At 56.6% G+C, this 21,742-nt stretch carries 7 protein-coding genes and 1 pseudogene; 4 read left to right on the top strand and 4 right to left on the bottom strand.

Annotation, left to right across the window (positions count from 1 at the left end; translation table 11 throughout):
* Positions 1-168 precede the first annotated feature (168 nt).
* Entirely contained in the window at positions 169-2,433 is a 2,265-nt protein-coding gene (locus ACMFWR_RS02100; protein WP_413193397.1) for a hypothetical protein, read from the top strand.
* Between the two features lie 976 nt (positions 2,434-3,409).
* Entirely contained in the window at positions 3,410-3,682 is a 273-nt protein-coding gene (locus ACMFWR_RS02095) for a hypothetical protein (RefSeq protein ID WP_413193396.1), read from the top strand.
* Between the two features lie 98 nt (positions 3,683-3,780).
* Here the strand turns inward: ACMFWR_RS02095 and ACMFWR_RS02090 are convergent, their stop codons facing one another.
* Entirely contained in the window at positions 3,781-4,671 is an 891-nt protein-coding gene (locus ACMFWR_RS02090; protein WP_413193395.1) for a hypothetical protein, read from the bottom strand.
* 382 nt (positions 4,672-5,053) lie between these two features.
* On the opposite strand from ACMFWR_RS02090, the gene ACMFWR_RS02085 reads away from it, so the two are divergent.
* Both ACMFWR_RS02085 and ACMFWR_RS02080 read left to right on the top strand, forming a co-directional pair.
* A complete protein-coding gene (locus ACMFWR_RS02085) occupies positions 5,054-11,269 on the top strand; it encodes a hypothetical protein (RefSeq protein ID WP_413193394.1) in 6,216 nt (2,071 codons plus the stop codon).
* Positions 11,270-11,350: 81 nt separating this feature from the next.
* A pseudogene (locus tag ACMFWR_RS02080) lies at positions 11,351-12,124 on the top strand (P-loop NTPase fold protein); the annotation flags it as partial.
* A 1,745-nt stretch (positions 12,125-13,869) separates the two neighbouring features.
* Here the strand turns inward: ACMFWR_RS02080 and ACMFWR_RS02075 are convergent.
* The 3 genes from ACMFWR_RS02075 to glmS form a co-directional block, all read right to left on the bottom strand.
* On the bottom strand, positions 13,870-16,020 hold the full coding sequence (locus ACMFWR_RS02075; RefSeq protein WP_413193393.1) for a UvrD-helicase domain-containing protein: 2,151 nt from the start codon (positions 16,018-16,020) through the stop codon (positions 13,870-13,872).
* The gene (locus tag ACMFWR_RS02070) at positions 16,017-18,401 is read right to left on the bottom strand and encodes an ATP-dependent nuclease (protein ID WP_413193392.1); all 2,385 of its coding nucleotides are present in this window, start codon (positions 18,399-18,401) and stop codon (positions 16,017-16,019) included. Before ACMFWR_RS02070 ends, ACMFWR_RS02075 begins: the two co-directional genes overlap by 4 nt.
* 1,484 nt (positions 18,402-19,885) lie before the next feature.
* Positions 19,886-21,703: a glutamine--fructose-6-phosphate transaminase (isomerizing) gene (gene glmS / locus ACMFWR_RS02065; RefSeq protein ID WP_413193391.1), complete on the bottom strand. Its 1,818-nt coding sequence runs from the start codon at positions 21,701-21,703 to the stop codon at positions 19,886-19,888.
* Positions 21,704-21,742: the final 39 nt, after the last annotated feature.

Raw genomic sequence — 21,742 nt, 5'->3', positions numbered from 1 at the left:
GGTGTCGCTCGATGGACCCTCAGTAACATTCTGACAATCGGCGGCTAGCGCCAAGTCCATTGCGGCTCAGCGTGCTCGTTTTTCTTTCGTTCGCAAGAGTGCTGGTCATCAAGAACAGGCAAAGAGCGTATGGTCAGCTCCAGCGAAGCACACATATAGCGAATGCAAATGCCAACTGAAATTGTCTTGCCATCAGGCGTTGAGTACGTTGCCACTGTGGACGCTGCGCGATTGCTAGCGCGCGCGCTTCATCCTGAAGTCGCGCAGGAGCCGCGGACGGTGTCCTATTTCACCAAGACCGCTCGACCGAACGCAACTGGCGAAATGGCGAAGTGGAATGGCTGGCCAATCGACGACGATGACAGGATGGTGTTGGCACGCCTTTGGAAGGACCTTCCTGCACTGCGCGACCACGCTACCTCCGAGGAAGTGGAACCCTACCTTGCGCGAGCCGATAGCGCCGACCTCGATTGGAGTTTGGGTGTCGTCTGGACAAATCCATCGTTAATTGCGGGAATCAATCGCCTCCAGGCCGAGAAAGAGCATCGACAGGCAATCATCACGGCAATTCGACGACGTGAGTTGACCGTGGTCGCACCGAATACACGCCTTCCGACGGACGAATATCGTGGAGACTCGGAAATGTCCGTCGAGGAGCTGCGTCGGTATGCAGCGCAATTCAAGATATTGGTACGGTTCGAGCCTGTTCCCGACTCGTCACCGCTGTCCACGTCGGCGGTAATCGCGGAGCAGGCAACACTCTGGTCGCGGAGGCAACCCGCAAAACTGTTCGGCGACGGATTCGGTCCAGAGATGCAAAAACTAACCACCCTGAGCAAGTACCTCGCGTACGACACATGGACGCCTGAGGCGGCGGCTATGCTCGTGTGCGGCATACAGGCGCCCATCATTGACGGCCAGCTATACACATCAATTCCCGAACAAGGTGCGATGGGTCTCGATAACGGTTTCCTCATGGGCAGCCAGGACCCGTTTCATGAGGCCAAACGTCTGCTGGGCGTTTGGTATAGCCAAGAAAGCCCGCCGGCAAGGATACGGCCGCTTGACTTTATCAAGTGGTGTCAAGCGCGGGGCTTTGATACTTCCTGGTTGCGTTCCATCGAAGAAGAAATGTCCAAGCGGACTAGGGAAGATATGAAAGCAGCGCTCGGCTCCGGCGTAGTTGTTCTTCCGAGTGCGCGGCCGCTTTCCGTCGAATGGCTAGCCCATCAAATTGCGTTCTCGTTGGTTGCAATTCCCGACGACGAACAGCTCGCCACCGTATGCAAAGAGACCGTGGCGGCCCGCACTCGAGGGGCGACCTGTTCAATTCTCAGTGGCGAGGACTGGCGCCTAATTCGCTCGATTTGCGGTAATCCGCCCGTACCATGCTCGCGGTCGCAGTTCGAAGAATGGAGCGGCAAGTTTGCCGCTGCGGAAAACAAACCTGAATGGTCATTGGTCGGTGACTTTAAGCCGAGCGATGAGATGGCAAAAGCTCAGGCGCGATGGTCCGATGCATCGATAGCTCACGGCCAACAAATCGCGAAGTGGCTCAATGCGAATCATATTTCACTCTTAACGACTGGTGGCGTTGAGACCTCAGACACAACGAACGGGCTCATCCGCACTGCGGATGTTAAGCGCTACTTGGACCACTACAACCTCGCGTGGCGCGAAGCCAAGCCTGCGGTCTCCAGTGCTCACACAAGCGGCAGCGACGATAAATCGCAGGAGCCGCGAGAAATCGACGCGCCGACTGCTCGTGAGTTATCGACCATTGGCCTGACCGTCGACGATTGGCAAGATGCACCCGGCGCGCAGAGAGAACGCATACGAGAAACGATTGCCAGTACGAAAGCGAATTCAGACAAGGTCGCCCGCCAGGCCTTAGACCGACAGGCCGGCGGGCGTTTCACCTTGAACGAAGCGGCCAGGCAGATTGCCGACTCAGGCGAGCGCTTCGGCCCGCTTGTCGAAAAGCTGTGTGATGCCGCTCGACGCGGTGACCTTCCCACGTACGGCCCAGGAGAGTCAGCCCGGTACGTTTACGGCAATGGTCGGGAGGTTCGTCCGTATTACGAGGAGGCTCATTGGGGTGACCTGAACTCGTGGCTCGCGAAGAATGAGCCAAAACTAGCGTATCGCTTTTTCGAACCATCGACGATTGAAGTCGAAGATGTTCTGGACTCGCCGCAGAGCCAGTCCGAACAGCAATCAAAGCCGCTTCAACGACACCGATTCCAAGAGCAGGAGATAGTGCGTGTCATCAGGGGACTCGGGCACGACCCGGCAGCAATTCCGAAGTGGCAGAGTGGGAAGTCGGGAATAAAAGCGGCCATCCGAGCAAAGCTGCCAGAGTTTACGGACAAGGTGTTTGAAAAGGCGTGGGAACGCCTACGCAAAGACAAAACAATCAAAGACGTAGATTAGCGCCCCCAATTTGGGGGATAAGGGGACGCTTGCGGGGGACACCAAGAGGGGAAATCAAATAGGCATCGTCATCAACAGACCGCACCTGCGGACAGGAACAAGACGATGTCTTCACACTCTCAAGACCTTTTCATGCAGCCGGGAACTCCGGCGTGGCCCTGCCGAGGCTCTTTGGCTGGGCAAGTACTCCATCGGCTGGTCGCCGGCGAACACCTGACGCAAATCTCCTTCGGCACAGCTCATTGGCGCTTGGCCGCGTACGTCAATCGGCTTCGCAACCTCGGCTGGGACGTGCGCTCATCGCGAGTGCGCGTGCCCGGGAGACCGGGAACGATCGCCCGATACTGGCTCACCCAAAGTGCCGCCGCCTCTTCAATTGGCAATGAGCAGCTCACTCTGCGCTTTGCTCTTCCAATCGAGCAGGCAAACTTGGCGATGGAGGGCCCAAGGCCCGAATCGGTGGATTGAGTTAGCGCAGAAAAAGTAGACGTACGTCGGTCCGGTGGAGGGCCGGGGGACGGGCCTTGTTCGACAAATTTCTCCGTTAAATCGCGCTTTCGGCGACTTAACGGGGGAATATGTCGAACGGTACCCACAGTCGCGAGGTCTGTTCGAGGTGCGTTGAGCGGGAAACTCAGGCTAGCTACGCGGCGATGTAAGTTACCCCGGGAGCAAGCCGCAGCGGCAAGAGGCTGATGGCTACCGTACTCCCCGAAGGAACTCGAGTTTCCTCTTTGCCAACATCGACAGTCGTTACCACTCGTTGGGTCAGCACACCAACGGCCTCATGCGTCCGCACTGTGACACCACAGCGTCGCTTGTTGTTAAAGAAATAGCTATCGTGCGCCGATAGCACACGAGTCAGTACTCGGAATGACTCTGATTTTTTCGCGTGCCGTTTGCATTCCGGCGTCGTGACACTATTCAAAAAACCAGGGCAACCGACGAAGTATTACGTTCGGTTCACAAGGAAACTATGAAGAAGGCATTTCTCATTCTCACCGGCATCACTCTTTCGTCCGTCGGCACAGCGCAGGCTGCAACGGCCGAGGCCAACGTGAACAGCAAAGACGTTTGTTTGTACGCTGGAAAGCCGTATTCCATCGGTGCTCAAGTCGGCGGCAAGGTATGCACCGAGAGCTCGGTTCAAGTCTTCGTACCTCCGGCTAGCGGCGGTGTCGCAGTCAAAGAATCCGACCCTCCGCATTGGGAATCGGTCGTGAAGCACACCGCGAAGAGCCCTAACTAATGCTGTAGAACCAGCAAGCCATGGCCGCTGGTTCATCCGCTGGTATGCGAGGTTGAGCATGCAATGCCGCCTGACGAAGCAACGGCGGACGCGAACGGTCAAGCCGTTTTTGGGGCGATTCCAAGTTCGCTTCGCAACACACTGAGGGGCATTCTGAGCAGTTGACTCTCAGGCGCTACAAGAATTATGTGTTTCGCCGACCGGTGCGGCGCCGCAACGCTAACGCGTTTCGCGATTTCACTGTAGTTCCTCTTGCTCCATGCATCGTCCGCGACGCCAACCACTAAGCAGGTATTCGGGATTCGATTCTCGGCCGATTGATAGAAAAGAGCGGCCGAGCGCATCTTTAGGCCAACCTGGGTCAGCCACCCTTCGTTGAATCCCTTTCGTATGTACTTGACCTCCACGAGGATGTCCTTTCTCAACAGCGCCTTCGCTCGCAATACCAAATCGACGCCAACGTCCGCGACCATCATTCGCGGTTGCGCAATGTACTCGCCGTCGAGCGAGGCAAGTAGCCGAGAAGTCAGCTCCTGTTCAAACTTATGAGAGGTCGACGCGAAGCCACCCATCGGTGTTTCGGCTTCGTCTCCTGCGTCGGAGCTATCCATTCCATCAATGCCGGCGATTTCGTCTTCCGTTTTGGGTCGTATCGAAGCACGCTTCTCTTGCAAGTTGAGGTCGGCGAGCTCGTCCGACATCGATTGGAGATTCCTCCAGCGTCTCAGTCCGTAACCCACGAGACCTAGCCCCGCGACTACGAATGCGGGCGCGACCCAAGGGGACCATGCAACGAGGTCCGCCACGATTTCCTGGCGACGTCGGACCGTCTGCTGAGCGACGGGCGTCAATGCCCTAATGTCGGTATCTTTCAAAGTCAAATCAAAGGGTTCTTTTAGCAAAAGCCAGAATGCTATGACGGCCGCACCCACCAATACGAAACCCGCCGAAACCACAAACTTGTAAAGGTCCCCGAACTCGAATTTCATATGTGTCCCGTTGAGTTTCTAACGCACTCCTCGCGGAGAGAGTTTTCTTGGCGACTCGGTGTGTGAACCCCGTGCGAGGCTATTATGAATAGCGAGCGGAAGGCAATATCCCAATTTGCGCGGTTGTGGGTATCAGGCATCATCTGCTTTGTAGCAACGAGACGCACGATGTATGCCAAATTAAGGCATTTCCCTAGACCCGACGCAATACGGTGGCTCCGACCATAAGCGTTCATGCAGATGAACCAGCGATGCTACTCTTACGTCAATAGTTTGTTCGAATTCAGGAGTCGATGGCACAGCCAATCTGTTGCCCGACTTCGTCGGTTGGGCTCTGAAATGAAAATCCTGTGACGAAACGAAACTCTCGATTTTGATGACAATGAGCGACCACGCCTCATGGACCACCCCTGAGCCCAGCCCCAATCGGGGTGACCCGCCAGACTTCTCGAGACTTGAGTCGAAGCAATTCGAGGAACTCACATGCTCTTTGCTTGATAAAGAGGCGGGAATTCGCACCGCAGATTTGTATCATTTGGACGGCCAAGCGCAGTATGGAATCGACGTCATCGGGTGGTCGGAAGAATCAGGGCGCGTTGTTGTCGTATCGTGCAAGTGCTACAAATCTGCAACTCCAAAACAAATAGCTGACTGGTCGAAAGACTTTCTCAACCATTGGGAAACTCATTGGAAAACACGGGGCGTGCAGCGCTTCATCCTAGCCATAAGCGCGCATGTCCATGAAAGTCACCTGATGGACGAGGTCTCGAAGCAACATAGTCGGTTCCAGGCGATTGGCATCGAATACGAAGTCTGGGGCCCACGGCAATTTCAAGAGAAGTTGCGCCCCCATCGCGGCGTTGTCTCTCAGTTTTTGGATGCGTACTGGGCAGACCGAATATGTGGCGTTTCGACGCCGTCGGAACTAGCACCCGCTGGCATCAGCGTGCTTCTTGAGATGGCATCGAACCAAATCGCCCCCTTACAAGTAGCTCTAGCAGACGAAGTGGATGGGCGTCTCGATGGTCTAAAAGCGAGGCTGAGAGAAGAACGCCCTGGCCCAATCGTCTCCGAACTCAAACAGGTTCGCGATTCGGCGACTTGGTCCCACTTACCCTCGACCACGCGCGCAAAATGTCTTCGCTACCTGGCTTCGGCCGAAATCCAAAGCGGCGACGCCGAGTCAGCGGGGCGACTCGTCGCCGAAGCCGACGCTATTTCACCAAATGGCGGCTTGGCATTGCGTGCGTTGTTGTACGCTCGCAAAGGGGAGCCCGAAGCGGCTCTTCGTATCCTCGAATCTACGACAGAGCCTGAGGCGTTGGAGTTAAAGGTAGCCTTGCTTCTTGAAGGCGGAGACCTCGACACCGCCAAGCGTGAGCTCGACCAGATATGTGAGCCATTGGATGGTCCGCGTTCAATCGAGTTCGCGAGGCTAACTGCTTTTCTGCAGCTCTTTTCCGGTGACCGAGAGGGCGCATTGCGAGCGATTCAGCGCGCCGAGTCGCAAGCACCACGCTGGCTATCAGTTCAGCATGCGGGCGCCGTCATTCGATACGCGTTCGCATTGTCACCCGCTGTAGGGCCCGAGTTTTTTACGAATCCCGCTCCTATTGCGCGCGAATTGGTCAGAGAGGATGACACCAGTCAACGCGAATTGAAGTACGCCCTTCAAACTTTCTCGTCCTTGGCCACCCAGCGACAGTCGCAATCTGCGATTTCTCGGGACGAGATTTGGGCTCTGGCGTGCGAATGCAACATCATCAGTCAATCGAAGCAAGCCGAGCAGCGCTGCCAAGAGTTAATTCACAATAAGCCTGCGTACCCGGAAGCCATTGGGTGGGCCATCGCTCGCGGCTACGACTTCGACAGGTCGCGCTCCATCCAAGCACTTTCTGCCTCGATTGAAAATACTCCCGTGGACCCCAACGAGGTTCTAGCATGCAGCTGGCTCCTGTCGCTGGAGAGCCGCGACGAAGAAGCAGAGGCTCTTCTCCGTAGACACGAGTCGGATTTCCAAACAGAGGCACAACTCGCCGCGTATCAAGCCAGAATGCGCTCGTGGGAAGGCTTCGACGACGTGCAGCACTCGTCAGCGCATGAGTCACAAATCGCGGAAGAGCGACTCCTTTACGTGGTAGCACACTGCGCAGATGAAGGGCCGTGGGACGAAGTTGAATCGCTGTTCAAAGACATCGCCACAAAACATCCAAACTCGGTTTCGCTGCTCGCCGCGAGTAGTCGCCTCGCCGCGGCCAGTCATTGGGAATTCCTTGCACGGAATGCCGAACACGTCCTGAGATTTGCAACGGCTTCAGCGGTTCAAATTGCCATTCATGCGGCCTATAACACTGGCAATTCCGCTCGTGCTCTCGAATTGATGTCGGAACTTGGCGACGTATTTCCAAGCGGTGCAATGCCTCGGGTTCTTCGTCAAATCCAGGCAAGAGCAATGGCCGACGTAGGCGAGCCTCAAGAGGCCCTGAAAGTCGCAGAGCTTCTTGCGTTCGAGGCAGACTCTCCACGAGAGAAGATGCTTGCGGCACACATTCGACTTATTCTGGGGGACGTGCGCGGAGCGCTGCCAACAATTCGAAAGTCGTTGTCGGCGAACGCCATCGGCGCGGAAGATGCTCTGCGCTTATCTCGGTTGGTAGCCCCCGAGGACAAGGAACTGGCAACCAGGCTCTGGAAGCAAGCTCAGATGGACGGTGTGCCGGATGAGCTTGCCTTAGCCGCTCACGAACAGGCGCTACGCCTTGGCCTCCAGCAAGAGGCCAGCGTTTTGGGCACACAGTTGGCGAGACTCGCTAACACACCTGGAAGCGGTACGGTTGTTGTTACCTTTGAAGAGCTTCGCGAAAGGATTGCGGCGTGGAGCGAAAGCCGAACGAATTTCATCGCCGCATATCTCGACGGAAGAGCACCGTTTCACGTTGCCTCGGCAATGGCGCAATTAAATCTTGCTGAGTATTATTTTCTCTCGACACACTCGGCAAAGAGCGACTTGTTTCGCTCGCCTCTAATGCTGCGCCACGGTGCGCGAGCCGCCGACTTCGAAACGCAGGTCCCCCTCCAGGCGTGGAACGTGTACGCGGACATTACAAGTTTGTTTTTGGCACATCAGCTCGACATACTCGAAGCCTTAGAGCAAAGCGTTATCTCGATAACGGTGCCTTCGACAATCCAGCATCAGCTCCTGGAATTTCGCGCCGCGCTCGAGCATCAGCAGCCAGCGCGCTCAGAGATGCTGCGGCAGATTGCTCGAGCATTGCGCGAAGGGCGAATCGACCTTTACCGCCCCACCGAAGACACCAGTGACCAAAGAGAGAAACGTGCGGACTCGAGGCAGGTCTGGAGAATAGTCAGCAGTCAGGCAGAAATCGAATCTGCCAGCGATGAAGGGTTTGCGACCTCCGTGCGGGAGGTATTCGACGGCCTGAGACAAAACGGAAAGGTTGATGAGGCTACGTACGCGCGGGGCATCGAGTCCTTGAAGTCAATCGATTCCGATTGCGGGGCAATTCCTCCGTCAGGCGCAACACTTATATTCTCGTCAAATTCGCTGGAACTGGTGGCTGCAGCGAGCTCACTCAACGCTGTTCTTGCCACGTACAGCGTGACCGTCTGCAGCGATTTCGCCGCCGCATGCAACGCCGAACTCGACAACTCTGAGCGGCGTGAAAAGTGCGCATCGGCTGTGGATAACTTGAGGCGCCACGTCGCAGACAAGCTAATCTCTGGCGAATACAAAACGCTCCCGGTGTACACGCCCAACGACCAACATAACGACGCTGACATTGGCTTGAGCGAATCCTTTCGTACTGGGAATCTTGCTCCGGCGTCGGGTCTATTTGAGTTGCTACGTTGTCAGCCGGCAAACGACGCCGTCTTCATCTGCGATGACCGATATCTAAGCGGCTATCCTTCTATCGGCATCGCACCCTTGGTCGGAATCTACGAGGTTCTTCGAGCTCTGCGTGTGTCGAGGCAGATTACAGACGGTGAATATTTCGCCAAGATGTTCGCTTTGCGAAGTTCAACTGCGATGTTCCTGCCTCTCGAGAAAGACGAAGTCGCGTTCCACCTTCTCGGTGCGCCAGTCTTCGCCGGCGTGGTGAAGGAGACAGACGCGCTCGCTACTTTGAGACGTTATGTCGCTCGGGCGGTGTTACTAGAGCAACATCTAAAGATAGGTGACTTTCCTGCCGGCCAAGCAGGGCGCCCGGATGAGACATGGGTACTGCTTTCGCTGCGGCGCCTCGTCGACGACTGTCTCGTGACCGTCTGGGCATCGAAGGACCTCAGCGAAAGCGAAGCGACGGCGAAAGCCAATTGGCTTTGGTCAAACTTGTTGGTTGAGCGTCACCTTGGATTTCACCCATCGATTAAAGGCGACATCGATGGCGTGCGTACGTATGTGGCCTTGACCATCTGTGCCGCAATATCCACGGCATTTCAACTCGTTGCTGGTGCGTCCGATGAGCGCAGGCGTGCGTTCTCGAATTGGCTCGAAGACGTCGTCGCTAGTCGTCTCGATAACGACGAACGTCTTTTGCGGCACGTCTGCGAGCAGCTCACGTTGCTTATCCTCGGTCTTTCATTTGACGAGCTAGAGCAGCACGAAGGTCAGGTTGCAACAAACATCACGGCAACCTATTTGCGACAGGCTTTCTTGATGTTTCCAAAGCGAATTCGCGAACGGCTAGAGTCGGACGACAAAATTCGGCCGCTACTCAGAATCAACGTGATTTCTGAGGTGACTATCGGGCCTGCCCACATTGAGCGTGCGGCGTTTTTCCGCGCGGTCGAGAAGGCGACAAGATTTGGTAAGTCGTCAACGCACACGCGCAATGGGCAGCCAAAGGCAAAATTTCGAAGGACCGACACCGGTCTCTCACTTCGTTTCGAGGGCAAAGACTATCCAATCGATGACGATATGTTCGCCCTCTTTCGTTTAGCTAAGAATGAAGACATCAAGGCGGTCCTGCTCCGACATCCCGAATGGTTTGACCGCGAGCAGTCGGAGCGAGAGCAATTGGTCAATGAGATTCTTCGGCTTCCAGACGCACAACAGCGGTTTGCTGCTGTTGACGCCTCAAAGCGAAGCTCGCTTTGGCATCGATATGGCGAGATTCAACAAAAGCTCTCCACGGCAGACGGAGTGCCTGTCGCAAGTTTTGCGCTTCCGGCTCCAACGCAGCTGCTGAATCATCTACGATTCACGGGTGTAGGCAACGGCACGTTTGAGTCTAAGTGGGAAAGTGCAGCCGAAGCCGTGCTTCAGGATTTTGGGTTGCAACAGTGCTTCTTACGTTTCGCAGCGCTTCCGATACCGCTACCCGAAGCCTTTGTGCGCGAATTTGGTGTGGCATCGACGGACATGCGGCACAGCGTTTTGATGGGGTGCGCTGATGCCGCAAGCAAATCGCCGACCCACTTTCTTCATGCGCTATCGCTACTCCGTGCTCACAGCCCCACTTCCGTAGTCGCCGAGGCGTATCAACGCATCGCGTCTCACGTGCTCGAGCGATGGGAGGTGCTGGGGGAGGCACTCGGTGCGCTTCTAACTTGGATGGAATCTAGTGCGCAAACTCAACAAGAATGGCGGGAGATGGACGATACTGCGCAAATTGTGGCGTTCTGGCTGCACGCCTCGAATCTAATGGTCTTGTTGAACGAACCCGCTGCTTCGCCAAATCAGATTGCAGAACGATTTAAACGATTCCGGTCAGCGTTGTCTCCCGACGGCGCCCTGGGGAGACTTGACCTCTCGAGAGATGCGGCATCGCCGAGTGCCCACACCGGTGTAGGATTGCTTTACGGCGGCTTGAACTACGTTTTGCGGTCGGCGGGCGACTACGACCCCTTGTCCGACGAACAATGGAAACGGGTGGCGGCAGCAACTCGCATTTCCGATGTAATCAATCCCTGGATTTCATCCGGCCGCGAAAGCATGACGAATCGGACGGGTAGCTTTCTTAGGTTTAAGCATTCGGTGCTTCCTGAGCCAGCCCTTGTGACGTCCACGTACATCGACCAATTCGAATCGAGGTTGATAGACCTACTGGAAAGCACCCCGAACTCGACCATAGCCTGGATTCACTTACATGCGTTGTCCAGGGTCGGAGTGTCCGAATCGATTGCCGCTGAGATTCCAGACCTCCTTCAGCGTGCCGACATCCTCAAATTAAGTGTCCAGCCAGAGCATCCCTTCTATGGCTGCCGTGGACTAGCAGGATGTGCTGCGCTGTACGGTGGTCCCGACACGCTGGAGAAGATTGCAAATCAAATAGTGGCGCTCGCGGACCGATTCGCCCTTCAGCATAAACGAAACGAGTCCGCGGTCGAGCTAAATTCGACGGACGTTCGCGGAAAGCTGCTGACAGAACTCATCGAAATTACGCTCTTGCTTTGCCGCAAGAACAAGGTGGCGGATGGGCTAACTGCCTTCGCCGAATTGAGCTCTCGCTTGGTCCAGGCGTGGCCGCCTGCAACGAAAGCAATGCGAGGCGTATTGGAGCAGATGTGCAACGACTCGTTGCTCGAAGACAATCGCGAAGTCTGGCGGGCCTACATACACCTCCGTGCGCAGTAGACTTCATCTCGAAAGTACGATTCGGTACTGTCATCAATCCCGTCGAGACATGTCGACGAACGCCGGACATTGAACAAAGCAATGACGACATCTACTTCGTCTAATTTACCAAAACTACTGTCCGACGAGCCTGCACTCGTGGACTCATTTGGTGCGCACGAACGAATAGCGTCAGCGTTAGTAACGCTTATCTGTACATCCCCCGGTGGCAAAAGCATCCGACTAGACGGTGCTTGGGGCGCAGGCAAATCGACGGTCGTGGAGTCGGTCAAAGCGAAGTTGGGTAGCACGGCGAACCGCAAAAATACAACCGTACCAAAGACTTCAACATTCACATATGACGCGTGGGTTCATTCTGGAGAAGGCTTGCGGCGCGCGTTTCTCGTGGCGCTAGTTGAGAATTTCAAAGCTACGGGATGGATTCCGAAGGGTTCAACAGCTGAGAAAGACTGGGACGACCGGCTCATGCAAATGGCCGGGAAACGCAAGCGGGTTGAAAAAAAAGTATCTCCAACACTTAGCAAGCGAACTCGGGTGGGTATCTCACTTGGCCTGACGGCGGTGTTTATGGCGCCGGTCTTCTACAAATGTCTCGCATCAATCTTCGAAAACTGGCCTATAGATAGATTGGCGCTGCTATCTATTTGCGTTGCAGTGATACTGTTTTTCGTCATTCTTCGCCTCGGAGTCGCTGACCTTCAAGCGCTGCTGTCAAGGTCGTCACTCGAAGACATAACTGACACAACGACCGACCCCGACCCAACCTCTGTCGAATTTCAGGATGCGTTTGGCAAGTTGATGAGCCAGTGTCTAATCGATTCGCGCAAGTTAGTCATTGTCGTCGACAATCTCGACCGCGTTGAGTCCGACGAGCTTAGGCAGGTCTGGACGCTCCTTCGTTCGTTCCTGGATAACTCAGCTTTTCGACGAAAGGAATGGTTTCAGCGATTGTGGCTACTCGTTCCCGTGGCCGAACAAAGTCTTCTCGACGATGCAGGCGCAAGCGCTGGCGTTCTGGACAAGGTCTTTCAAGTTCGAATGTCGCTACCTCACCCGATGCTACGGTCATGGAAGGAGTTCCTTGCCACTCGGCTGCAACTCTCTTTTGGTGCACCAGGGGAACAAAATGCCCCAATCATCGCGAGAATGTTCCACTCTGTCTTAGAAAGCGGGGCGCCGATGCCCCGAGACATCGTGTTGTTTGTGAATGAACTCGTAGCATTGCACATTGAACGCGGTGGGGACATTCCGCTAGCTACGCTTGCAGCGTACCTCCTATCGAGACGAGCTACCCGAGCCCGATTGTGGGACGTCCCTCAGAGCATCGCGCAAGTGTATTTCGACGCCACCATCCAACAAGATTTTGCGACGCTTTTTCTGCATGCCGAACGTGGAAAGGACTCGTTGTATCTGTTGGTATCTCCAGCACTCGAACGTGCCTTGGAAATGGGAAATCCAGATGCGCTGGGTGAGGCCCTTGACAGTAGCTCGGCATCACTCGACGTCCTCGAGCAATTTCTGACCAAAGAGTTCGCGAGGATGGCCCAAGCGCCCGAGTTTGCAAACAACGAGCAAGACCGGTATTTCGCCTATTTGCGCGCACTCACGCTATTCACTTCAACGAAGCCCGGCGACCAACGCTCAAACAGCTTCCTGGGCCATATTCGAATATGCATCGACCAGGTAGCATACCGACTTACGTCGCTCAAGTTAAACAACCCCAATATCGCCGAAGGAATCGAAGCGTACATCGATATATCCGTAGACACAGGCAAGGCGGCAGCGAGGGTCGACCATCTTTTACGGACAATGCCCCAGCCCGAGGAAACTACTTTCAATCTCCTTGGCGCATGGAAGGTCTGGGTTCGTTCGTTAGTGGAGATATTGACGAAAACCAAAGCAAGAGGCTGGACCTCCATTAACGAGTCGCGGCGGCTTGAACTGAGGCTGACAATCGACCAATGGGCTCAGTTGTGTATGACACTATCGAACGATGTCGCAACGGCGTTTGCGCTAAAGTCGGTAGCCCTTTCTGATTCAGACGACGTTTTGGCTGACTGGATAGTCGGTCAACTTTTACCTGCTGTTAGCGACTGGAATGTCGTTGTCGTTTTTAAGCAGCGGTTCGATGCCCAAGGACCCGAATTTTTTGAGGTTGTTTGCCAAAAGCTTCTTACAGTCATGGCCGCGCGTGGAGACATGGGGCGCGAGCATATTCTGGAATGCTTAGCGCGCTTGGCACGCGTATCACCGGAAGACGCTCGCAGGTTCATCCGTTCTCTGATTGACCGTCAGATATTCTTCCGCTGGATGGGTGAATCAGAAACCTCCGTCACCGTTGACGGGGTATTCGGGTCGTTCGCGCTGGCTTATCTCTGGGCTTGTCAGTCGTTGCCGCCGGCCTTCTCGAAGGCATCGTTCTCTCTTCCAGAGCTTATGCGAGAGTTCTTTTTGACAAATCGAAAAACATCGGACCAAATTACCACGATTTGTTCCGCCTTCGTCGCGCATGCGAGGATATACGATGTCCTCGGGATACTGGCTAACGTTTCTGACACGCGCTCGCGGTTTCTAGCAGCGCTAATTAACGGATTGTGCAGCTACGACGATTTCATACGCACCGCAGAAGCAGAGCTTCGCGGGGAGAGCGTTGATGGCCCCAAGGTTCTCTCGGGAAACCACATCGATAGCCTCCGAACCATCGTGCGAAGCGCGCTACCCATGCCCGAGAAAACGTCGGATTCCACCGTCAGCCGACTTTGACTTTCGGGTCTAGCCGTGGATGACAAGGTGAGCCTGCACCGCTTAAGCGATTTCCAAGAGTTCGTGGGTGATGACCGACTCTTTGGGGAACACGCCGCTCGCGACAACGTGCGCAGCTGTTGCCGCTGGGTTTGCCACGAAGAAGGCGAGCGCAAGCCCGCGCTTGGCTCGCGGCAGCAGACATACAGCAGCCGCAGTGTGCGGCTCCAGGTGTTGTCTTCGCCAGTCTCGAATGCCCTGCGGTCGTCCGCACTCGCTTGCTTCTCGCTTAGAACCTTCTCGTAGTCGTAGAGGTTGTAATCGCTCTCCTCTTCATCCATCACCACCAGCACTCTGTCGAACTGAGCCCCTTTGACACCATGCTGAGTCGCAAACGGTGAGCCCTCCGCGACGTACAGCGCGTACGGTAGAAGCTCGGTTGCGGGGCACTGCAGCAGCTGCGCTACAGCCGAGTCGGCGGCGGCAGTACCACCAAGCTCTTCATCCCCTCCGCTGGCTCCGGCTCCGGCTCCGGCTTCAGCATCGGCGGCGACTTGGTCCTCGACTCCCGCTTGCAGCGCCATCGCCCGCTCCATGCGCCTGTCGATTGCGAGCAGCTGCGTCTCATGCAGGTGCGCGATGGTATCTCCTAGGGTGGTCGATGGGTCGCTTATCATGCTTTGCAGTGCAAGCGTCGCGCCTCGGACTTCCTTTAATACGGTCGCAACACTGCCCCCGACTCCCCCCCGTTGGAGGCGAGGGCAGTGCTCGCGCAAGATGTTTATTGCCGCAAACTCATCCGCGCGACCCATCGCCTGAACCAGCGGTACAACGAAGCCCAGGAACTGACGGACTGGCCAACAAGTTCCATCTAAAAGCCCCTGCTTAAAAGACGGCGGCGCTCCATCGTTGAGTGCTGAGTAAATTCCTGCCCATCCCAGCTGTTTGGCGGCGATGCGGTGAACGATGACAAGAATCTTGACCGCATCTTCTGGTTTGACCCAGCCGTCGTCGCTGTTCGCTACCGCGCTCCACGCGCGGACCTTGGTCAGGGCGCTCTGACGGTCTCCTGTATTCGGCAGCACGAAGATTCTGGCCGAGCCTTCAACAGGTTGCGGGACGTTATCAATGAGCTCGTGGAGTCCTCGGACCTGCTGCAAGCCGTCGCCTTCCTTGCGAATTGCATTTGCCACGCGCAAGATGCTCTGCGCGCACCGGAAGTTTTCCGGCTTGGTGATGGGCCTCCACGCATCATCGAGCCCAATCTTTCCCACACCTCGCAGATAGATTTTCTGCATCGGGTCGCCGAAGAAGCCTAGACAGAAGCGGTCACGCATCTGAGCCTCCACCATCCTGAACGACTCGACAACCTCGGGGAAGGTGTCTTGGCTTTCATCGATGAAAACGAAGGGGAAGTTGAGGGCGACGACGCGTCTAAATAGAGGTTTCTGCTGGAGCAGAAAGCTGCAGAGCTTAAGGATGTCTTCGTGCCCAAGCACACCCTCTTCGTAGTCGCTGGCTACGCCGTAACGGAAAGTGGAGACCTTGGACACGGCCTCTAGGTATTTCGCGTACCGTGCTTGGTCCTTCTTGTTCTTGTCCTTCGTCTTCTGCTGAACCCTGGGGCCGAATACTTTGTTGGCAAGTCCGTCGAGCTGCTCCTGAAGTTCCTTCTGCACCCACGCCTTGATGTCAGCCTGAAACGTGCTCGCGATGGTCCAGTAGAAGCTGTGGATGGTCGCGACATGAACGAGGTTGTCTGCCGCCACGTCCCCACGGATTTCGTTGGCCGCGACGTCGGTGTATGTAATGCAGGCGACTCGCTGACGCTTCATGAGCATGCTATCGCCATGCTCCTCAATCACGTGCTCTAGCGCTTTGATGAGCGATGTCGTCTTACCGGAGCCCGCACCGGCCGTCACGATGAAGGAGCGGGGAGGGATGGCGGTGATGCAGTCGAAAATTTCCCGGTCTGCATCTGTATCGGGACTGTTGGTCCGTCGACTCATTTTTGCGCTCCAGGGGCCGCGTCAGGTGCGATGGCGCCGCCATCGACCGGTTCAATCGCTGCGGCACTGACGGCCACGGCTCCTTCCGCCTCTGCTTCATAGGCCACCATGGTCTCAAGCCAGGTGAGGCCTTCAGAAATATAGGCAGGCACTTTCCAGCCGTTAAGCGGCCCACTAGCCAGCACCTCCAGCGCGAAGCGAGTCTTGTCGAAGCTCTTGCTGGTCACCCTTTTGTGCAGCCCAGTAGCAAGGTCTTGAGGAGTCTCGGCAGCAGTACGCAGTTTGAGCCCCACCGACGAATTTATCTCCTCTTGGCACCAGTCCGCATTTTCCAGTCCGAACGCTTCCTCCAGCGTGCGGCCGCAAACCGCAGAGGTGACCTTGCCTACCGTGACCGAGACCTTGGTTTGATAGGCCACACGCACGTGCGCCTTTCCGTCATCGAGCGTATGCACCTTCTCGTCATCGCCAATGGCCCAAAGCTCGGCGACGGTGCGCTTCTTCGGTATCCAGCTGATGAGCGTTTGGTTGGCGGTGACGGCGTTCGGGGTGTGCGCCTCGCAGGTCTTCCCGCGCTTCTTTGACGTGTTCTTCACGCCCGGGTCGGTTCTGCCGTCCACAACACCACTCTCCTCATCCTCTTCTACTTCGAACGGCTTGAGGTCATCTTCATCACCTTCTTCGCCGGCCGTCGTCGGCGCCCTGACGAGCACGCTGTCCAGGTCGGTGACGACGAGAGTTGTGATTCCAACGAACTCGATAAGCTCGCGAAAGCGATGGGCAAATGCACCACCAACTTCCAAGACCGTGAGTGCCGAGGAGCGCAGCCGAGGCGCGCATGACTCAATCATGGCTGGAACAAGCAGCCGCTCTACGTTGCCTTCCACGAGGATGGCGGCATCAGAGAAAAACAGGTCGCAATGGGTCAGCTTCAGGTAGCGTTGCAGAAACGCGAGTGCATCTTTCTCGTCTTCGCCAGCTTTGAAGCGCGAGAGATTGCGAACATCGGTGTGATGCTCCATCTCCGCGCTTACGCGTCGGAAGTAGCGAATAGGCGAGAAGCCCCTCTCATATAAGATGTGCGGCGAATGTGTGGTGACCACGAGCTGGGTATGGAAAATCGAGTCATGCTCGTGGGACTCTTTCAAGAGCTTCAGGACGTTGCGAACGAAAACCTGCTGGACCTGTGCGTGCAAATGGGCTTCGGGTTCCTCGATGAACACGAGATGTAGCGGCGGTCGCTCGTTCTTCTCCTTGCTCCAACGCTCGTGCAGGTCAATCAGCTCGACGACCATGTACACGAGGTTCTTGAAGCCTAAACCGTTGTAGCTGTCGGGAAGTTGAGCCTCGCCGCCCCCGGGAACAACGTAGTGCACTTTCGCACTCTGACCCAAGACCTTGGACGGGTCCAGCGCAGCCCTGATGACAATGTCGGGGTTATTCACACCGGGATAGCCAAGCTTCTTGAGTTGCTCAAGCGTGTCGCTGAAGACGTTCTTCAGGTGCGAATTCAGTTCTTTCTCGGAAACATCCAGGGCCTGTAGCGCCTGATGGTCGTCCTCGCGCTTCTCTAGATTGCGCTCGTAGAACTTACTTAAGCGGCTGGATAGGTTTTCTGCCCGCGCAGCACCTCCCCCTTGCGGGTCATCTAGGTGACGCTGGGCACGCAGGAAGTCCACTCTGAGAAGCGACTTGAGGATGGTATCCCCCTTTCTATCCCCGACCACTTCGTGCGGACGGTACTCGGCAGACTTCTCTTTATATCCGTCGAACTGGCGTTCATCGAGCACGTAGTAGCGGAATCCGTAGTGTTTGGTCAGCTCCTTTGTGAGGAACTTCGTCAGAGTCTCTGGCCACGGCTTGTATTCTGCGCTCGCCGCTTCGCCAGCCATGGCTTTCGCTGCAAGCTTTGTGGCTGCAGCCGTCGCCTTGTCGCGCAGCTCACGGTAGGTTTGGACCAGGTCGCAAGGGCTTTTCGCCTCGAACGAAACGCGCATGCCCACGCATTTTCCCTCCCAGTCGGTACTCGGCAGCAGCGGCATGGCTACACCCAAATCGGCATCGCCCACGCGAAACCATAAGTCCAGGGTGATGGCAGGAAGTTGCTTGAGCGTGTCCACGTCGCCTGGCGCAGCATTCCCGATGTTGTCAATTTCCGCCCATAGGATGGCGCTGAAATCGAACAGCTCGAAGCTAGACGCATCGCCACGAAGCATCGAGTAGAGGCCTTGCGCAGCAGATGTCTTCCCACTATTGTTTGCGCCAACAAAGATGGAAATCTCGTCGTCCAGCTCGATAGCAACGTCGCGCAACCTGCGATAATTCCGTAGTCGATAGGCGTGAAGCTTCATGGATTCCCTGTCTGTTTGTCTGGCGGTCATAGGGCTCCGCTTTCGCTACGCCAACATGGGGTTGGATGAAAGGAAAACATGCAGGGCTCAGCAACTGCCTGCACGGCCAATCTGACAATCTCAACCGTAGTTTGCGCAACCGATTGGGCCGCGGGCGTCTCCTGGGCGATGCCGCGTAGTAGATTGTCATCAGGGCAGCGGATGCCGTCGCCGACCGACGATAGACCGGTTTCGGTTTAAGGGAAAGACGTGCGTTGCATCTTGAAGTCGCAGCCATTTGCACAGCCGCTGCTCAGCAAACTTGACCGCAAGCCTTGTGGCCAAATGCTCCTGCTCGCAGTGACGCATCACTTGTGCGTAGTCGCGCATTGCAACAAGGTCGTCGTGCGCTCGTCGGATTTGAATAGCCGTCCCCTCTATCCGCTGGCAAATTCGGTCGACTCGATGCATCACTCCACCTCTACGTCGCAGGAACGATACGACAGCGTAGGCGTTCAGGAGTTGGAAGCAAGGATGCGGATGATAGAGGCAATTAGCCCGCCGCCATCGTGGATTCGACAGGTTGGTGCGCTGGCCGGCTTTGGGGACAGGGGCGCGGCGTTGGTGAAGCAGGCCCTCGTATTCGCCCGAACTGAGGCTCGTGTCGGGGGCAGTTCTGACAATCCGTCCTAACGAGCGAATCGGCAGTGGACGGGCCTCGACCGACATTTTTCTTCGCTGACTCTTGTTTTCGATTACTTAGCGAAGAAAAAAACGGACGGCCATCGGAGGAAATCATGGTCTGCGTGCCGCACACGAAACCGGGTCGCTGATTGAGGTGCGGAGCGGGCGGGAAGAGCTGGCGAGGCAAGCCCTCGCACTGGTCCGAGCCGAGCGGGGATTGCTTTCAGGGGAAGTTCTGACGATTTGCTGGCCGCAAATTCGATGAAAGGTTCCGTCGATTAGTTCCGTATAAACCTTGTCCAGCGCGCGTTCGCGCCAGACAAGATACCCCGTTGTACAGAACTAACCGCCGAATTTATACACAACTAATCAATCCGGCGAAATTGAAAGCAAGGGTGCGGAGGGTTGAGGCAGTTAGCGCGCGGCCGACGTGGGCCGGCAGGTCGGCGCGCTGAGCAGTTTTGAGGACAGGGGCGTCCTGTTGGTAAAGCGAGCGCCTGCGGGTGCGTGGGAGGACGAGAACCGTCGCTCGATATTCGCTCACTGGAGACGCTGAGGTCGACTCAACGCACCGCGAGCAACTTGCCCTGGACTATCGCTTCCAATCTGAATAGGGTCCGCCAACCGAACGGACCAGCAGCGTGAGTCGGTGGCCTCGTTTTTTGCTCACAATGGGGGGGCTAACGCCTCTATTTTTCGGTCGAATTCTGCGTGGGAAATGAAAGCCTTCCGATGCCCATCTGGCAAGCGTTTGACGGGTGTCGCGCACCCCGAACGGAAGGCTTCTGGAAACCCCTCACGGAAGGCTTTCTTTTCCTTGAAACAGGTGCACCTGTGTCCCACCGCCCCCCTCACTCCACCGTCACCGACTTCGCCAGATTCCGCGGCTTATCCACGTCCGTTCCACGCGCACACGCCGTGTGATACGCAAGCAACTGCAACGGCACCACGTGCAGGATCGGCGACAGCAAGCCATAGTGCTCCGGCATCCGGATCACATGCAGACCATCCGCATTGACGATCCGCGTATCCGCATCCGCGAACACATAAAGCTGACCACCACGCGCACGCACTTCCTGGATATTCGACTTGAGCTTCTCAAGCAGTGCGTCGTTCGGCGCGACCGTCACCACCGGCATCGCTTCCGTCACCAGCGCAAGCGGACCATGCTTAAGCTCACCCGCCGGATACGCCTCAGCGTGGATATACGAGATTTCCTTGAGCTTGAGCGCGCCTTCAAGCGCGATCGGGTAGTGCAAGCCACGGCCCAGGAACAACGCGTTTTCCTTGCGCGAGAATTCCTCGGCCCACGCAATGATCTGCGGCTCGAGCGCGAGCACGCTATTCAACGCCGCCGGCAAGTGGCGCAGCTGGTTCGTGTACGACGCTTCCTGCGACTTGTCGAGGCGTCCGCGCAGACGCGCGATCGTGCACGCCAACACAAACAGCGCGGTCAATTGCGTCGTGAAAGCCTTCGTCGAAGCAACACCGATTTCCGTCCCGGCGTGCGTGAGGAACGCAAGCGACGTCTGACGCACCATCGCACTCGTCGCCACATTGCAGACCGCGAGCGTGTTGTGATGACCCAGCGTCTGCGCATGCTTGAGCGCAGCAAGCGTGTCGGCCGTCTCGCCCGACTGCGAAATCACGAGCACGAGTGCCTTCGGGTTCGGCACCGAATCGCGGTACCGGTATTCGCTGGCAACTTCGACCTGCGTCGGGATCTGTGCGATCGATTCGAGCCAGTACTTCGCGGTCATCCCGGCGTATGAGCTCGTACCGCAGGCCAGAATCAGAATGCTGTCGATGTTCTTGAGCACCTCGGCCGCGTTCTCGCCAAATTGCTCGGCCGCAAACACGTCGCCACCCGGGATCGTGTCGGCAATCGCGCGCGGCTGCTCGAAGATTTCCTTCTGCATGAAGTGACGATACGGTCCGAGTTCGACCGCGCCGCCGTACGCTGCGACGTGACGCACTTCACGTTCAACGAAGCGGCCATCACGATCGCACACACGCACGCGTTCGAGCGTCACGTCGGCGACATCGCCTTCCTCGAGGAAGATAAAGCGCTCGGTGCTGCCTGCGAGCGCAAGTGCGTCAGAGGCCAGGAAGTTTTCGCCGTCGCCAATACCGGCAACCAGCGGCGACCCCTGACGCGCACCGACGACACGGTGCGGCTCGTCCTTATGGAACACGGCAATCGCATACGCGCCGTGCAAACGCGCGACTGCGGAACGCACGGCTTCGAACAGATCGCCGCGATACACGCTGTGCACAAGGTGGGCGATGACTTCTGTATCGGTCTGCGATACAAATTCGTAGCCCTGACCACGCAGCTCTTCGCGCAGCACTTCGTAGTTTTCGATGATCCCGTTGTGCACGACGGCGACCGTGTCACGCGAGAAGATCGGGTGCGCATTGTCCGTCACCGGTGCGCCGTGCGTCGCCCAACGCGTGTGGGCAATACCGGTCACCGATTCGAGGTGCCCTTCGCGAATCTGCGAATCCAGCTCGGCCACGCGCGACACGCTGCGCGCGCGACGCGCCTCGCCGTCAACGATCGCGGCGACGCCGCACGAGTCATATCCACGATATTCAAGCCGGCGAAGGCCCTCGACGAGAATAGGCACCACATTGCGCTGCGCGACGGCTCCGACGATCCCACACATGAGCGATTTCCCTGAATAAAGTTGGCTTGACTGGCTGGA

The sequence above is a fragment of the Pararobbsia alpina genome (assembly GCF_965118125.1).
In the GTDB taxonomy this organism is placed as follows: Bacteria; Pseudomonadota; Gammaproteobacteria; order Burkholderiales; family Burkholderiaceae; genus Pararobbsia; species Pararobbsia alpina_A.
This window is presented reverse-complemented; position numbering and strand designations above follow the sequence as displayed.

Bases quoted from the DNA above. Each gene is read 5' to 3' on its own strand.
- ACMFWR_RS02100 (WP_413193397.1), top strand. From the start codon at position 169: ATGCCAACTGAAATTGTCTTGCCATCAGGCGTTGAGTACGTTGCCACT.
- ACMFWR_RS02095 (WP_413193396.1), top strand. From the start codon at position 3,410: ATGAAGAAGGCATTTCTCATTCTCACCGGCATCACTCTTTCGTCCGTC.
- ACMFWR_RS02090 (WP_413193395.1), bottom strand. From the start codon at position 4,671: ATGAAATTCGAGTTCGGGGACCTTTACAAGTTTGTGGTTTCGGCGGGT.
- ACMFWR_RS02085 (WP_413193394.1), top strand. From the start codon at position 5,054: ATGAGCGACCACGCCTCATGGACCACCCCTGAGCCCAGCCCCAATCGG.
- ACMFWR_RS02075 (WP_413193393.1), bottom strand. From the start codon at position 16,020: ATGAGTCGACGGACCAACAGTCCCGATACAGATGCAGACCGGGAAATT.
- ACMFWR_RS02070 (WP_413193392.1), bottom strand. From the start codon at position 18,401: ATGACCGCCAGACAAACAGACAGGGAATCCATGAAGCTTCACGCCTAT.
- glmS (WP_413193391.1), bottom strand. From the start codon at position 21,703: ATGTGTGGGATCGTCGGAGCCGTCGCGCAGCGCAATGTGGTGCCTATT.